General features: G+C 67.8%; 15 protein-coding genes. 6 read left to right on the top strand and 9 right to left on the bottom strand.

All coding sequences use genetic code 11. The features are described from left to right. Positions 1-15: 15 nt before the first annotated feature. From rnc to nagZ, 6 genes are read left to right on the top strand one after another with little or no spacing between them, the layout of a single operon-like run. On the top strand, positions 16-753 hold the full coding sequence (gene rnc, locus ACODTB_RS12425) for a ribonuclease III (protein WP_291114218.1): 738 nt from the start codon (positions 16-18) through the stop codon (positions 751-753). A 3-nt stretch (positions 754-756) separates the two neighbouring features. Beyond that, on the top strand, positions 757-1,785 hold the full coding sequence (gene era, locus ACODTB_RS12430; protein WP_291114215.1) for a GTPase Era: 1,029 nt from the start codon (positions 757-759) through the stop codon (positions 1,783-1,785). A 45-nt stretch (positions 1,786-1,830) separates the two neighbouring features. Continuing rightward, the gene (gene recO, locus ACODTB_RS12435; RefSeq protein ID WP_291114212.1) at positions 1,831-2,643 is read left to right on the top strand and encodes a DNA repair protein RecO; all 813 of its coding nucleotides are present in this window, start codon (positions 1,831-1,833) and stop codon (positions 2,641-2,643) included. Continuing rightward, entirely contained in the window at positions 2,640-3,413 is a 774-nt protein-coding gene (locus ACODTB_RS12440; protein ID WP_488929368.1) for a pyridoxine 5'-phosphate synthase, read from the top strand. The genes recO and ACODTB_RS12440 overlap by 4 nt, the downstream gene beginning before the upstream one ends. Next, positions 3,410-3,802 (top strand): holo-ACP synthase, encoded by a 393-nt coding sequence (gene acpS / locus ACODTB_RS12445; protein WP_291114206.1) that lies wholly within the window; start codon positions 3,410-3,412, stop codon positions 3,800-3,802. The genes ACODTB_RS12440 and acpS overlap by 4 nt, the downstream gene beginning before the upstream one ends. A gap of 19 nt (positions 3,803-3,821) precedes the next feature. Beyond that, positions 3,822-4,922, top strand: a complete 1,101-nt coding sequence (gene nagZ / locus ACODTB_RS12450) for a beta-N-acetylhexosaminidase (RefSeq protein WP_291114203.1) — start codon at positions 3,822-3,824, stop codon at positions 4,920-4,922. Here the strand turns inward: nagZ and ACODTB_RS12455 are convergent, their stop codons facing one another. From ACODTB_RS12455 to leuB, 9 genes are all read right to left on the bottom strand, one after another. After that, positions 4,923-5,606 (bottom strand): LON peptidase substrate-binding domain-containing protein, encoded by a 684-nt coding sequence (locus tag ACODTB_RS12455; protein ID WP_291114200.1) that lies wholly within the window; start codon positions 5,604-5,606, stop codon positions 4,923-4,925. Then, the gene (accD, locus tag ACODTB_RS12460; protein ID WP_291114198.1) at positions 5,603-6,481 is read right to left on the bottom strand and encodes an acetyl-CoA carboxylase, carboxyltransferase subunit beta; all 879 of its coding nucleotides are present in this window, start codon (positions 6,479-6,481) and stop codon (positions 5,603-5,605) included. Before accD ends, ACODTB_RS12455 begins: the two co-directional genes overlap by 4 nt. 41 nt (positions 6,482-6,522) lie before the next feature. Next, entirely contained in the window at positions 6,523-7,332 is an 810-nt protein-coding gene (gene trpA, locus ACODTB_RS12465) for a tryptophan synthase subunit alpha (protein ID WP_291114195.1), read from the bottom strand. After that, entirely contained in the window at positions 7,329-8,600 is a 1,272-nt protein-coding gene (gene trpB, locus ACODTB_RS12470) for a tryptophan synthase subunit beta (protein WP_291114193.1), read from the bottom strand. The genes trpA and trpB overlap by 4 nt, the downstream gene beginning before the upstream one ends. A gap of 43 nt (positions 8,601-8,643) precedes the next feature. Next, positions 8,644-9,324: a phosphoribosylanthranilate isomerase gene (locus ACODTB_RS12475; RefSeq protein ID WP_291114190.1), complete on the bottom strand. Its 681-nt coding sequence runs from the start codon at positions 9,322-9,324 to the stop codon at positions 8,644-8,646. Continuing rightward, on the bottom strand, positions 9,321-10,139 hold the full coding sequence (gene truA, locus ACODTB_RS12480; protein ID WP_291114188.1) for a tRNA pseudouridine(38-40) synthase TruA: 819 nt from the start codon (positions 10,137-10,139) through the stop codon (positions 9,321-9,323). Before truA ends, ACODTB_RS12475 begins: the two co-directional genes overlap by 4 nt. Positions 10,140-10,159: 20 nt before the next feature. Then, positions 10,160-12,823 (bottom strand): FimV/HubP family polar landmark protein, encoded by a 2,664-nt coding sequence (locus tag ACODTB_RS12485; protein WP_291114184.1) that lies wholly within the window; start codon positions 12,821-12,823, stop codon positions 10,160-10,162. Between the two features lie 259 nt (positions 12,824-13,082). Then, positions 13,083-14,210: an aspartate-semialdehyde dehydrogenase gene (gene asd / locus ACODTB_RS12490; protein ID WP_291114181.1), complete on the bottom strand. Its 1,128-nt coding sequence runs from the start codon at positions 14,208-14,210 to the stop codon at positions 13,083-13,085. 77 nt (positions 14,211-14,287) lie between these two features. Beyond that, positions 14,288-15,376, bottom strand: a complete 1,089-nt coding sequence (gene leuB / locus ACODTB_RS12495; protein WP_291114178.1) for a 3-isopropylmalate dehydrogenase — start codon at positions 15,374-15,376, stop codon at positions 14,288-14,290. Positions 15,377-15,395 lie beyond the last annotated feature (19 nt).

Below are 15,395 nucleotides of genomic sequence, written 5' to 3' on the forward strand. Positions count from 1 at the left end.
CGGGCGCTGGTCCCATTGAGCCCCGAACTGCTGGCGCTGCAGAAGCGCCTTCAACACCCGTTTGCCAACCCGCGCCTGCTCGAGCGCGCGCTGACCCACCGCAGCTTCACCGCCGATCACAACGAACGCCTGGAGTTTCTGGGGGACTCGGTGCTGAGCCTGGCGATTTCCGGCCTGCTGTTCGAGAAGCTCAACCAGCTGCCCGAAGGCGACCTGTCCCGGGTGCGCGCCAACCTGGTCAAACAGGACACCCTGTTCCAGATCGCTTCCAGTCTGGGGCTTTCGGCCTGCCTGCGCCTGGGCGATGGCGAAAAGCGCTCGGGTGGGCACAAGCGACCCTCGATCCTGGCCGATGCCCTGGAGGCCGTGATCGGTGCCGTCTACCTCGACGCCGGCTTCGAAGTCGCCGCGGCGCTGGTGCACCGGCTCTACAGCGGGGTTGAACTCAGCGCCCAGATGAGTGCGATGGGCAAGGATCCCAAAACCGAATTGCAGGAGTGGCTGCAGGCGCGCAAAATGAAACTCCCGGTCTACCGCGTCGTGGCCACGCTCGGCGAAGCGCACAAGCAGACCTTTGATGTGGAGTGCACCGTGACGGAAACTGGCCGCAGCGAGCGCGGCATTGGCGCCTCCCGCCGTGCGGGCGAGCAGGCCGCCGCCGCGGCCATGTTGCAGCACCTGACCGCCAGCCCGGGCGCCGCCGCTGCGCCCACCGAGTCCCCCGTGGTGAGCCGCACCACCCAGCCTTCCTGATCCATGTCCGCCCCTGCCACCCCCCCTTCCTCCAACCCCGATCTGGACGCCATGCTGGCCAGGGTCCTGGGCAAAGACACGGCCGACGCCGCCGCTCCAACCCGTGATCCGGTGGCGGATGAACCACCAGCGGCGGAACCCGTGGACCCGGCGGAGCAACGCTGTGGTTATGTCGCCATCGTCGGCAAGCCCAATGTGGGCAAGTCCACCTTGCTCAATGCGCTGGTCGGCCAGAAGGTGAGCATCACCTCGCGCAAGGCGCAGACCACGCGCCACCGCATCACCGGCATGCGCACCGTCGGCCCCACGCAGTTCGTGTTCGTGGACACGCCGGGTTTCCAGACCCGCCACGGCAACGCGCTCAACCGCGCTTTGAACAAGACCGTGCTGGGCGCGGTGAACGATGTCGACCTGATTCTCTTTGTCGTCGAAGCCGGGCATTTCAACCTGGCCGATGCCAAGGTGCTCTCGCTGTTGCCCGCCAACGTGCCGGTGATGCTGGTGGCGAACAAGTTTGACCTTGTGCACCGCCGCGGTGATCTGGCGCCCTGGCTGCGCTCCATGCAGGAGCGCCATCCGTTCGCCGAGTTCGTGCCCATGTCGGCCAAGGCGCCCAAGGACATCCAGCGCCTGTTCTCGATCTGCGAGAAATACCTGCCGCAGCAACCCTGGATGCACGATCCGGACGACTTGACGGACCGCAGCGAGCGCTTCATGGCGAGCGAGATGGTGCGCGAAAAACTGTTCCGCCTGACCGGCGACGAGTTGCCCTACACCTCCACGGTCATCATCGACAAGTTCGAGGAGGAGGGCACGCTCAAGCGCATCGCCGCCACCATCGTGGTCGAGCGTGAGGGGCACAAGGGCATGGTGATCGGCGAGAAGGGCGAGAAGCTCAAGCGCATCGGCACCGAGGCCCGGCAGGAACTGGAGAAGCTCTGGGATTGCAAGGTGTTCCTGGAGCTCTGGGTGAAGGTGCGCTCGGGTTGGGCGGACGACGACGCTCGCGTGCGCTCGTTCGGCTACGAGTAAGCCAGCGGCTGCTGGACATCCGACCGGCACACGAGGCCACACGGCATGGCCCTGAAACGCTTCTCCGACGAACCCGCTTTCGTGCTGCACCGCTACGACTGGAGTGAGACCAGCCTGGTGCTCGAGGTCTTCACGCGCCACCATGGCCGCATCGCCCTGGTGGCCAAGGGCGTGAAGCGGCCCACCTCCCAGTTCCGCCCCGTGCTGCTGCCGTTGCAGCCCCTGCAGGTGTCCTGGAGCGGCGACGCCGAGGTGCGCACGCTCAAGGCAGCGCACTGGCAGGGCGGGCACGTCATGCCCACAGGCGAGGCGCTGATTTCGGGCAGCTATATGAACGAGCTGCTCATGCGCCTGCTCGCGCGCGACGACCCCCACGAGCGCTTGTTCGACCACTTCACCACGGCGGTGCAACTGCTGGCGGAGAAAAGCGATGCGCAACCGCTCATCCTGCGGGCATTCGAGCTGCTGCTGTTGCGCGATGTGGGCCTGCTGCCCGATCTGGCCCAGGAGAGCAGCACGCTGACCGACCTGGACCCCTTGCGCCGCTATGTGCTGGTGCCCGAGAGTGGGTTGGTGTCCGCGCAGGACGATGATGGCCAGGCCCTCGCCGGCGAGCAGTGGCTCGACCTGCAGGCTGCCATGGACGAGCCCGCACCGTTCGTTCCCACGTTGCGCGCCTGCGCGGCCTGCCTGCAGGCCGTGCGCGTGCCCCTGCGCAACCTGCTGCACTACCATTGCGGTGTGCGCGTGTTCAAGACCCGCCAGCTGATGCTCGACGTGCAAGCCATGACCCGGCCGCGAACGCCGTCGGATTCGGGCGCCTCCCCAGAGAACTTCCCCACCGCGACCTCACCATGACCGTGGCCTCCCGATCCCCGCACCCGACCACCGCCTTGTCGGTGAACCTCAACAAGGTGGCCCTGGTGCGCAACACCCGCCACCTGGGCATTCCCTCGGTCACGCGCGCGGCCACGCTGTGCCTGCAGGCCGGCGCGCACGGCATCACCGTGCACCCGCGGCCCGACGAGCGCCACATCCGCACGCACGACGTGCACGAGCTCGCCGAGCTGCTCAAGGCCTGGCCCGACCGCGAGTTCAACATCGAAGGCAACCCGTTCCACAACCTCATGGGTTTCGTGCGCGAGCTGCGGCCGCGGCAGGTCACCTTCGTGCCCGACAGCGAAGGCCAGTTCACCAGCGACCATGGCTGGAGCTTCCCGACCGACGCCGAGCGCCTGCGCCCGCTGATCGACGAGGCCCGGGCACTCGGCGTGCGCGTGAGCCTGTTCATGGACGCCGAGCCCGACCAGATGGCTGGTGCGAAGGCGGTGGGGGCCGACCGTGTGGAGCTCTACACGGAGCCCTATGCGGCCGCCTGGCACACGCCGCAGCGCGAGGCGCAATTGCAGCGCTTCCAGGCGGCCGCGCAGGCCGCGCTGGACGCCGGCCTGGGGGTGAACGCCGGGCACGACCTGAACCGCGACAACCTCACGGCCTTCCTGCGCACGGTGCCAGGGGTGAGCGAGGTGTCCATCGGTCATGCCCTCATCGCGGACGCGCTGGAACTGGGCTACAGCGCCACCATCGCCGACTACAACCGCTGCATCGCCGACGCCTTCGCGCCATGATCTACGGCATCGGCACCGACATCTGCGACATCCGGCGCATCGAAGCCGTGCTGCAGCGCCAGGGCGAGCGCTTCGTGCGCAAGGTGCTGACCGACGCCGAGTTCGTCGTCTGGCAAAAACGCAGCGCGCGTTGGCCGCAACGCGGCCTGCGCTACCTGGCCACCCGCTTCTCCGCCAAGGAGGCGTTTTCCAAGGCAGTGGGCATGGGCATGCGCCTGCCCATGACCTGGCGGTGCTGCGAGATCAACAACCTGCCCAGCGGCCAGCCCGTGATCGTCCTGCACGGGGATCTGAAGACCTGGTTCGAGGCGCAGGGCCTGAGGGCGCATGTGACCGTGACCGACGAGACCGACTACGCCGCCAGCTTCGTGGTGGTGGAGCGAGACTGACTTTCCCGAAACTGTTTCCATGAACCCTCGCCCTCACGCTCCCCTCATCATCGACGTGGCCGGCCACAGCCTGACCACGGCGGACCGCCAGCGCCTGGCCCATCCCCTGGTCGGCGGCGTCATTCTGTTCGGCCGCAACTGGCAGAACCGGGCCCAGCTCACCGCGCTGTGCCGCCAGATCAAGGCCGTGCGGCACGACCTGCTGATCGCCGTGGACCACGAGGGTGGCCGCGTGCAGCGCTTCCGCACCGACGGTTTCACCCACCTGCCCGCCATGGCCACCTTGGGCCAGATGTGGCTGCGCGGCCCCAAGGCCGGCGAACCTGCTGGCGCGGCGGCCCTGCAGGCGAGCAATGCCGCGACCGCGGCCGGCTTCGTGCTGGGTGCCGAACTGCGTGCCTGCGGCGTGGACCTCACTTTTGCGCCGGTGCTCGATCTGGATTACGGTGAGAGCTCGGTGATCGGCGACCGCGCCTTCGGTCGTGATCCGCGCCTGGTCACGGTGCTGGCGCAAGGCCTGATGCACGGCCTGCTGCAGAGCGGCATGGGCCATTGCGGCAAACACTTCCCCGGCCATGGTTTCGTCAAGGCCGACTCGCACCTCGCGATCCCGGTGGACCGGCGCAGCCTCAAGGCCATCTTGGCCGAGGACGCCGCCCCCTACGGCTGGCTCTCGGCCAGCCTGCAGGCCGTGATGCCCGCGCACGTGATCTACCCCAAGGTCGACAACCGCCCCGCCGGCTTCTCGCCGCGCTGGCTGCAGGACGTCCTGCGGCGCCGCCTCGGCTTCACCGGCGCCATTTTCAGCGACGACCTCAGCATGGCTGCGGCGCGGCAGATCGGTGGCCGTGAAGTGAGCTTCACCGAAGCCGCGCTGGCCGCGCTCACGGCCGGGGGGGACATGGTGCTGCTCTGCAACCAGTCGGTGGTGGACGGTGGCGCCCCGATCGACGAGGCGATCGACGCGCTCTCTCAGGCGGTGATAGAAGGTCGCTGGCAGCCCAGCGCGGCGAGCGAAGAACGTCGGCTCGCGTTGCTGCCCCGCGTGGCCGCCCCCGATTGGGACACGCTGATGGTCAGCGAGCGCTACATGCAGGCACTGTCGCTGCTGCCGGGCTGATCAGCGGTTCAGGCCCAGCTTGTCCAGCAGGTCCGACACCAGTTCCAGGCGCAACAATGGATTGTCCAGCGCCATCAGGCGCTGTTTGAGCTCTGCCGGCGCGGGCAGCAACTCGGCCCAGCGGTTGGCCACCCAGCCGCTGTCATCCCACTGGTAGGGCGGCTGCAGCGGCAACTGCTCCAGGCTGTCCGGGTCGCGCTCCTGCAGGTTCTGCAGCAAGTGCTGCAGGCCGTCGCGGGTGTGGGCCAGGTGTTCCGGCACGGGCACTGCAGCCTCCAGCTCGTCGAGTCGCACATCGGCCACCCACAGGCCATGGGGCAGCTGGCTGCGGCGCTGCACGTGGAACCGCCGCAGGCCACGGCAGCGGATCATCATCAGGCCGGGTTGTGGCCGTTCCAGGCTTTCAATCTGCGCCAGCGTGCCCACGGGGTGGAACACCTCTTTCGCAAAACCATCGCCGCCGGGCGGCGCCTCGGGGTCAAGGCGCCGCACCTCGCTCCCTTCGCTCAGGCAGACCACGCCAAAGGGCGCGCCGGCCTTGTGGCAGCGGCCGATCATGTCGAGGTAACGCACCTCGAAGATGCGCAGAGGAAGCCAGCCGCCGGGGTACAGAACCGTCTGCAACGGGAACAGCGGGAGCTGCGACAGCGTGAGCGCCTCGGCAGCCCCGGAGGTGGAACTCAATCGTCGACCACCGCGTCGGCGCTCTGGCGCTGCAGCATGGCCAGGGTGTTGGCGATGGTGGCGCGCAGTTCGCGCCGGTCGCAGATGAAGTCCACCGCGCCCTTGGTCTGCAGGAACTCGGCGCGCTGGAAACCTTCGGGCAGCTTCACGCGCACGGTGTTCTCGATCACGCGCGGGCCGGCAAAGCCGATCAGCGCCCGGGGCTCGGCGATCACCACATCGCCCACGAAGGCAAAGCCCGCGCTCACCCCGCCCATGGTCGGGTCGGTCAGCACGCTGATGTAGGGCAGGCCCTTCTTGGCCAGGCGCGTCAGCGCCGCGTTGGTCTTGGCCATCTGCATGAGCGAAAGCAGGCCTTCCTGCATGCGCGCGCCGCCCGTGGCGGTGAAGCAGATGAAAGGCACCTTCTGCGCGATGGCTTCTTCGACGCCGCGCACGAAGCGCTCGCCGACCACCGAGCCCATGGAGCCGCCCATGAAATCGAATTCGAAACACGCGACCACCAGGCTGACACCGTGCACCGCGCCGCCCATGACCACCAGTGCGTCGGTCTCGCCGGTGGTTTCCAGCGCGTCTTTCAGGCGCTCCGGGTACTTTCGGCTGTCCTTGAATTTGAGCGCGTCCACTGGCAGCACTTCCTGGGCGATTTCATATCGGCCTTCGGCGTCCAGGAACGCATTGAGGCGCGCGCGCGCACCGATGCGGTGGTGGTGGCTGCAATGCGGGCAGACGTTCTGGTTCTTTTCCAGATCGTTCTTGTAGAGCACGGCTTCGCAGCTCGGGCACTTGATCCAAAGGCCCTCGGGCACGCTGCGGCGCTCGGTCGGGTCGGTGGGGGTGATCTTGGGGGGAAGCAGTTTTTCGAGCCAGGACATGGTGTTTCTCCGTGCGGGGCGCCAGCGGGCGCCATGGCGGATTATGCGTCGAGCGCTTTCCGGATGGTGCGAAGGAACTGGATGGCCACCGCCACCACCTTTTCGTGCGGCTCGTTCTCCAGCAACTGGATGATCTTGCTGCCGATGACCACCGCATCGGCGGTCTGGCCGATGGCCCGCGCCGTCTCCGCATCGCGGATGCCGAAGCCCACACCCACCGGCACGCTCACGTGCGCGCGGATGCGGGGCAGCATGGCCTCGACCTGACTCACGTCCAGCGTGCCAGCCCCGGTGACGCCCTTGAGCGACACGTAGTACACATAGCCGCTGGCCACGCGCGCCACCTGCGCCATGCGCTCGTCGGTGGAGGTGGGGGCCAGCAGGAAGATCAGGTCCATGCCGTGCTCGCGCAGCGAGGCGGCGAATTCCTCGCATTCCTCGGGCGGGTAGTCGACGATCAGCACGCCGTCCACGCCCGCCTGGCTGGCATCGCGCACGAAAGCGCCCGCGCCATGCTTCTGGTCGTAGCGCTCCACGGGGTTGGCGTAGCCCATGAGCACCACCGGCGTGGTGTCGTTGCGCTCGCGGAAGCTGCGCACCATGGCCAGCACCTGGGTCAGGCCGATGCCCAGCGCCAGCGCGCGGTCGCCGGCTTTCTGGATCACGGGCCCGTCGGCCGACGGATCGGAGAAGGGAACGCCCAGCTCGATGATGTCGGCCCCGGCGTCGGCCATGCCGTGCATCAGGTCGGGCGTGATGTCGGCGAACGGGAAGCCGGCCGTGACGTAAGGAATCAAGGCCTTGCGGCCCTGGGCCTTGAGCTGGGAGAGGGTGTTTTCGATGCGGCTCATTTGGCGTTGCCCCCCTTCACGGTGAGCCCGCGCATGGAAGGTCTGTCGTAAAAATCGACGCCCGAGAGGTCGGCCACGGTGCCGATGTCCTTGTCGCCCCGGCCCGAGAGGTTGACCAGGATGGACTGGTCGGGCTTCATGGTCTTGGCCAGCTTGAGGGCGTAGGCCACGGCATGGCTGGACTCCAGCGCGGGAATGATGCCCTCGGTGCGGCACAGGTGGTGGAAGGCTTCCAGCGCTTCGGTGTCGGTGATGCCCACGTACTCGGCGCGGCCGATGTCCTTCAGGAAAGCGTGCTCCGGCCCCACGCCGGGGTAGTCCAGGCCCGCGCTGATGCTGTGGGTCTCGGTCACCTGGCCGTTGTCGTCCTGCAGCACGTAGGTGCGGTTGCCGTGCAGCACGCCCGGGCTGCCCATTTGCAACGAGGCCGAATGCTTGCCGCTCTCCAGGCCTTCGCCGGCGGCCTCCACGCCGATGAGGCGGGTGCCTTCATAGGGGATGTAGGGATGGAAGATGCCCATGGCGTTGCTGCCGCCCCCCACGCACGCGATCACCGCGTCGGGCTGTTCGCCGCGGCAGCCGGCGGCGGCCATCATCTCGGGCACCTGCACCAGACACTCCTTGCCGATCACGCTCTGGAAGTCGCGCACCATCATCGGGTAGGGGTGCGGGCCAGCCACGGTGCCGATGATGTAGAAGGTGTTGTCGACGTTGGCCACCCAGTCGCGCATGGCCTCGTTCAGGGCGTCCTTGAGCGTCTTGCTGCCCGACTCCACCGGCACCACGGTGGCGCCCAGCAGTTTCATGCGGTAGACGTTGGGGCTCTGGCGCTTCACGTCCTCGCTGCCCATGTAGACCACGCACTCCAGGCCATAGCGCGCGCAGATGGTCGCGGTGGCCACGCCGTGCTGGCCGGCGCCGGTTTCGGCGATGACGCGCGGCTTGCCCATGCGGCGCGCCAGCATGGCCTGGCCGATGGTGTTGTTCACCTTGTGTGCGCCGGTGTGGTTGAGGTCTTCGCGTTTCAGGAAGATCTGCGCGCCGCCGGCCTCTCGGCTCATGCGCGCGGCGTGGTAGACCGGGCTGGGGCGGCCCACGAAATGGGCCAGCTCGCTCTCGAATTCGGCCAGGAACTCAGGGTCGAGCTGGTACTTCGCGTACGCGGCCTTGAGTTCGTTGATCGCGTGGGTGAGCGTCTCGCTCACGAAGCTGCCGCCGTAGATGCCGAAATGGCCGCGGGCGTCGGGTTGTTGGTAGGTCGTCTGCATGGGGTGTCTCGGTGGGACTGCCAGCCTGACCCCATGAAAGGAGTCAGGTCGGGCAGGGGGTCTGCGCGTCGGCCGCCCGCACGGCGGCCACGAAGGCGAGCATCTTGTCGGGGTCCTTGATGCCTTTGGCGGCTTCGACCCCGGAGCTCACGTCAACGGCCCAGGGCCGCACGCGCGTGATGCCATCGATCACGTTTGCAGGCGTGAGTCCACCAGACAAAACGAGGCGAGAGCTGGCGTTTAGAAGTGGATGTGACCAAGGGAAGGCTGTCCAGTCGAAGGATTGACCACCGCCGCCATAGCCCTCGACGAGCGCGTCGAGCAGGATGGCCTGGGCGGCCGAGTGGTCCGAAGCGTATTTTAGAAGATCGAAGCCGGCCCCGGCGGGGCCAGTGGGAATGCGGGCCGCGCGCAGGTAGGGCCGGCCGGCGGCCTGGCACTTGGCCGGTGTCTCATCGCCGTGGAACTGCAGCAGGGCCTGGGGTACCGCGTCGCAGCCCTGGCGGATGTGTTCGGGGGTCGCGTTGACGAACAGCAGCACCGGCGTCACGAAGGGGGGCAGGCGGCGAGCGAGTTCGCCGGCGCGCTGCGCCGTCACATGGCGCGGGCTTTGGGCGTACAGCACGAAGCCAATGGCGTCGGCGCCAGCGCGCACGGCCGTGTCGACGTCCGCCTCGCGGGTGAGGCCGCAGATCTTGATGCGCGTGCGGTGGTGGGGGGTCATGGCAGCCAGTCGAAAGCAGGTGTGCGCTCGGGCAGACCCAGTCCGGCATCGTAGACCGGTCCGAGAAAGTACAGGCCGTCAGGGGAAAAGGTCGGGGCGGCGGCGTCGCGGCTGCGGGCCTGCAATACCTCTGCCATCCAGGAGGGAGGGCGATTGCCGCTGCCGATGGCGATCAGGCAGCCCATGATGTTGCGGATCATGTGGTGCAGGAAAGCCGAGGCCTCGAACTCGAAGCGCCAATAGGCTCCCCGGCGCGCAATGTCCACCCGCATGAGATGTTTGACCGGCGAGTGGGCCTGGCACTGCGCCGCACGGAACGAGGTGAAATCGTGCTCGCCCAGCAGCGCTTGCGCCGCGCGCACCATGGGATCCAGCGCAAGCGGGCGAAACACCCAGCCGACCTGGCCGGCGTCCACGCTCGGGCGCACCGGCGATTCGAGCAGCACATAGGCATAGCGGCGCGAGCGGGCGCTGGCCCGGGCGTGGAAGCTCTGGGGCACGTGTCGCGCCCACTGCACGGCGATGTTGTCGGGCAGAAAGCTGTTGGTGCCACGGACCCAGGCGTTCTCGGGGCGGTCGAGCGGCGTATCGAAATGCACCACCTGCATCAGGCCATGCACCCCCGCATCGGTGCGGCCCGCGCAGAGCGTTTTCACCGTGTCGTCCTGGGCGCTGAAGCGTGTCAGCGCCTGTTCGAGATGGTCTTGCACGGTGCGTCCGCCCGGCTGGCTTTGCCAGCCGTCGTAGGCGCGGCCGTTGTAGCTCACGCCCAGTGCGACGCGGGTGCGGCTGGGTTCCTGGGGCGTTGGGGGCAAAAGCGAAAACCGGGGGCGCGTCAGGCCAGATCGGCCAGGAAAGTCCCTGCCTTGGCCTTGAGCGAACCCGAGGCTTCGGCCAGCACTTCCTCAGCCAGCGAACGCGCACCTTCGAAGTCGCCAATGGCGCGGAATTCCTCCGCCAGCGACAGCTTGGTCTCCAGCGGATTTTCTTCCGTCAGGCGACCGGCCGAGGTGGCGTCGTCTTCCACGGGCGGCGCACTCAGGTCGAGGTTGAGGTGATTCAGGTCGAACGACAGCATGTCGGCCGCCGCCGGGGGCGGGGTCTGCGGACGGGCGTCAGCCGCATGCGAGGTGTCCAGATCGAGGATCGGGCCGTCGTCGAACGACAGCGAGTCGATGCTGGGTGCCGGGGTGCGGTCCATGGCTTGCACTGGCTCGGGCGCATGCTCCTGCAGCGGGGCGGGGCCGGACGGGAAGTCCAGGTCGAAATCCATCGACATGGACGAGGGCGGGCCATCCTTCGCATCCGCTGGGGTCGCGCTGGTCAGTGCCTCGGTCATCTTGAGGTCGTCCATGCTGGACATGCCCGCTTCCGGAGCGGCCAGCGGTGCGGCGTCCGAGGGTTCATCGAGCGAAAAGTCCAGATCCAGGTCGAGATCGCCCAGGCCGGACGGTGGGGCTTGCTTGCCGGGCTCGTTCAGCGTGCTGGCGCCAAAGGGCATGGTGTTCAGGCCGGCACCCGCGATGCCCGCCGTGGCCGCGACCTTCACGGCCGGGCTGCCACCGGGTTGGTACAGGGGGTTGGAGGGGTCCAGTTCCTTGCCGAGTTCGCAGGCGTGCTCCCATTCCGGGCCTTGGCCTTGCGTGAGGTTGTAGGCCTCTGTGGCCACCACCTCGAACGCGCGCGCATCGCGGCGCTTGGCGTAGATTTCCAGCAGCTTGTTGTGGATGGCCACGCGCGTGGGCGTGCTGCGCATCGCTTCCTTGAGGATTTCCTCGGCCTGCAGGTCGCGACCGTAGGCGAGATACACGTCGGCTTCGGCGACCGGATCCACATCACCTGCCGCATCCAGCTGGCTGGGCGAGTACACCATGGACGAGCCGGAGGCCACGGACTCCGCGGTGTCGATGCGCTGGCCACCGCTGGATCCGAAGAACGAATCGGGTTGCAGGCGGCTTTCGAGGAAGGAGCTGTCGACGCTCGAGCCGTGCCTGCGCTGGCGGATGCGGTAGAGGCCCAGGCCGGCCAGCAAGGCCAGCAGGCCGCCCGCCAGAGGCAGGGCCAGCGGGTTGTCGCGCAACTGGTCGAAGAACGAAGGTTCGTCTGGCAGCGGCGTGGGCACCGGCAGCGGGGGCTTCACCGGAGCAGGGGTGGTGGAAGGCGCTGCGGCCGCCGGGGCCTCGGCCGGCGGTGCGGCCGGCGCCGGGGCTTGCGCCGCTGGCGCTGCGGGCGCGGGAGCTGCCTCGGTCGGAGCGGGTGCGGTGGGCACGGTCACCGTGGGGGCCGGTGCCGGTGCCGGTGCGGGCGCAGGGGCCGCCGCAGCAGGCGCTGCCGGGGCAGGCGCGGCAGCGGGAGCCGCCGGTGCCGGCGCAGGGGCGCTGCCGCCGCCCAACTTGGACAATTCCTCGATGTTGCGCGAGAGCTCGGCCACGCGCGAGGACGCTTCCTTGGCCTGGCGTTCCTTGGCGATCTTGTCTTCGCTGGCGGCCTGGCCTGGTGCGGCCTCCTTGGACAGCGTCAGCTTGTCGGCGGCCGGTGCGGCGGGCTTGGCTTCCTTGACTTCGGTCTGCACTTGGCCGGCGGCCTGCCGATCGGCGGCGGCGACACCCGCTTCGGGCGCGCTGCCGGCGAGGCGGCGGCGGAATTCATTGAAATCGCGGCTCTGGGCCGTGATGGTCTGGCGTGCCTCACTCGGCGCGATGGCGCCGGCTTCCGCTGCGCTGGGCAGGTCAAGCACAACGCCGGCCTTCATGCGGTTGACGTTGCCCGAGATGAAGGCGTTGGGGTTCTGCCGCAGCATGGCCACGAGCATCTGGTCCAAGGACACGTCCGCTGGCTTGTTGGCGGCCGCGATGCCGCCGGCGGTGTCACCGGCCTTGACGCGGACCTGGCCTCCACCCGCGCTGCTGGGGGCGGCCGGCGCAGGCGTGGGGCGCGCCACCGGTGCGGGTGCCGCAGCGGCCGGCGCCGGGGCCGCGGCTCGGGGTGGCTGCACCGGAGGCTGGACGACGCTGGGCGTGGGTGCCGCAGCGCGTGGCGCTGAGGCGGCCGGGGCGGCAGACACGCCCGGCGCCACGGGCACCGGCTGAGGCGCGGCCGCGCGCAGGTTCGGTGGGTCGAAGAGCAGGGTGTAGTCGCGAACCATGCGACCGGACGACCAGTTGGCCTCGACGATGAGGTCCACAAAGGGTTCGGTGACGGGGCGCGAACTGGTCAGGCGCAGGTAGGCACGGCCATCGGCGCGCCGTTGCAGGCTGATCTGCAGGGTCGCCAGCGCGGCGTTGACGTCCACGCCCGCCGCCCGGAAGGTATCGCCGGAAGCCAGGCCCACCCGCAGGCTGGCGGCTTCTTCCGCATTGATGTCCGGCACGTCGATCTCGGCCCGCAGCGGTTCGCCCAGGGCCGACTGCACCACCACGCGACCGAGCGCCAAGGCCTCGGCATCGCTGTGGTGCACGAGGCCCGCACACAGCACCGCCGCCGCAGCGACCGCATGCAACCGCGCGAGACCTCGTAAACCCGTGCCGGGGGGCACTGGGCGGGTCTGTTGGGATGGGGTGTGGCGGGAGATGGATGGCACTTTGACCTCGACGTAAAAAACCGAGAATTGACCTTAACATCAACGGATTACAGTGACAAGCTGAGAATCCGCTTGAGTTTCTTCGCCGACCCTCTGTCGTCGCGGGGCGGGTTGTTGCGTTGCAGTGGCGCAACGTGAACAACCACACCCTTCATCCATCGATGCCAGCCCCGGAGGGTCAGGCCTCGAGCAGGATGCGCAGCATGCGGCGCAGAGGTTCTGCCGCGCCCCAGAGCAGTTGATCGCCGATGGTGAAGGCGCCCACGTACTCCGGGCCCATGGCCAGCTTGCGAATGCGGCCCACCGGGATCGTCATGGTGCCTGTCACGGCCACCGGAGTCAGGTCCTGGATCGTCGCTTCGCGCGTGTTCGGCACCACTTTCACCCAGGCGTTGTCGGCCGCGATCATGGCTTCGATATCGGCCACGGGCACATCCTTCTTGAGCTTGAAGGTGAGGGCCTGGCTGTGGCAGCGCATGGCGCCCACGCGCACGCAGAAGCCGTCCACCGGAATGGCCGGGACATTGAAGCCTTCACCCATGCCGAGGATCTTGTTGGTTTCGGCCATGCCCTTCCACTCTTCCTTGGACATGCCATTGCCCAGGTCCTTGTCGATCCAGGGGATGAGCGAGCCGCCCAGTGGCACACCGAAGTTGGCGGTCTCGGCGCCCGAGAGCGAACGCTGCTTGGCGATCACCTTGCGATCGATCTCCAGGATGGCGCTCTTGGGGTCGTCCAACAGGGCCTTGACCTCGGCGTTGAGCGTGCCGTACTGCGTGAGCAGCTCGCGCATGTGCTGGGCACCACCGCCGGAAGCCGCCTGGTAGGTTTGCGTGCTCATCCACTCGACCAGGCCGGCCTTGTAGAGCGCGCCCACACCCATGAGCATGCAGCTCACGGTGCAGTTGCCGCCGATCCAGTCCTTGCCGCCCTGGGCCAGGGCGTTCTGGATGACGGGCAGGTTGACCGGGTCCAGGACGATGACGGCGTTCTTGTCCATGCGCAGCGTGGACGCGGCGTCGATCCAGTGGCCGTTCCAGCCGGCGGCGCGCAGCTTGGGGTAGACCTCGCTGGTGTAGTCGCCGCCCTGGGCGGTGATGACGATGTCGCAGCGCTTGAGGGCCGCGATGTCGTGCGCGTCCTGCAGCTGGGTTTCGTTTTTCGCCATCGCAGGGGCCTTGCCGCCCGCGTTGGAGGTGGAGAAAAACAGCGGTTCGATCAGGTCAAAGTCGCTCTCCGCGACCATGCGGTCCATCAGCACGGAACCGACCATGCCGCGCCAGCCAACGAGTCCTACGAGTTTCATGTCAACGCCCTTCAGTTAAAAAACCGTTTTGCCCCGGCTCGTCTGGCCGGGGAGGGGCGTGACGAACCGGAGCTGTATCAGCCCTTGGTAATGGTTTTGGTGATGGCGGCCACAACGGCATCGCCCATGCCGCGGGTGCTCACCTTGGTCGTGCCCTCCGACCAGATGTCCGTGGTGCGCAGGCCGGACGCGAGCACGCTGCTGACCGCAGTTTCAATGCGGTCGGCGGCTTCGGTCTGGTTGAACGTGAATCTGAGCATCATGGCAGCGGACAGTATTGTAGCCAGAGGATTGGCCAGGTTCTTGCCGGCGATGTCCGGCGCGCTGCCATGGCTGGGTTCGTACAGGCCCTGGTTCTTCGTGTTGAGCGAGGCCGAGGGCAGCATGCCGATGGAGCCGGTGAGCATGGACGCTTCGTCGGACAGGATGTCACCGAACATGTTGCCGGTGACGACCACGTCGAACTTCTTGGGCGCGCGCACCAATTGCATGGCGGCGTTGTCCACGTACATGTGCTCCAGCTCCACGTCGGGGTACTGGGCGTGCACCTCGGTCACCACGTCCTTCCAGAACTGGAAGGTTTCGAGCACGTTGGCCTTGTCGACGCTGGTCACCTTCTTGCTGCGCTTGCGCGCGGCCTGAAAGGCCACGTGGGCGATGCGCTCGATCTCGGGCTTGCTGTAGCGCATGGTGTCGAAAGCTTCTTCCGCGCCGGGGAAGTGCCCGTCGATGGCAGTGCGCCGGCCACGGGGCTGGCCGAAGTAGATGTCGCCGGTGAGCTCGCGGATGATGAGGATGTCCAGGCCCGAGATGAGCTCAGGCTTGAGGCTGGAGGCGCCCACCAGCTCGGGATAGCAGATGGCCGGGCGGAAGTTGGCGAACAGGCCCAGGTGCTTGCGCAGGCCCAGGATGGCTTGTTCCGGGCGCAGCGGGCGGTCCAGTTTGTCGTACTTCCAGTCGCCCACGGCACCGAAGAGCACCGCGTCGGCCTCCATTGCCAGTTTCAGGGTGGATTCGGGCAGCGGGTGGCCATGCGCTTCATAGGCCGCACCGCCCACCAGGGCGGACTCCATTTCGATCGGCAGCTCGAGTGCCTGAAGGACCCTGACCGCTTCGGCCACGATTTCGGTGCCGATGCCGTCACCCGGAAGAACTGCGATTTTCATGTGATGTGAGGTTGGAGTC

The organism is Hydrogenophaga sp. FG152, assembly GCF_057809615.1.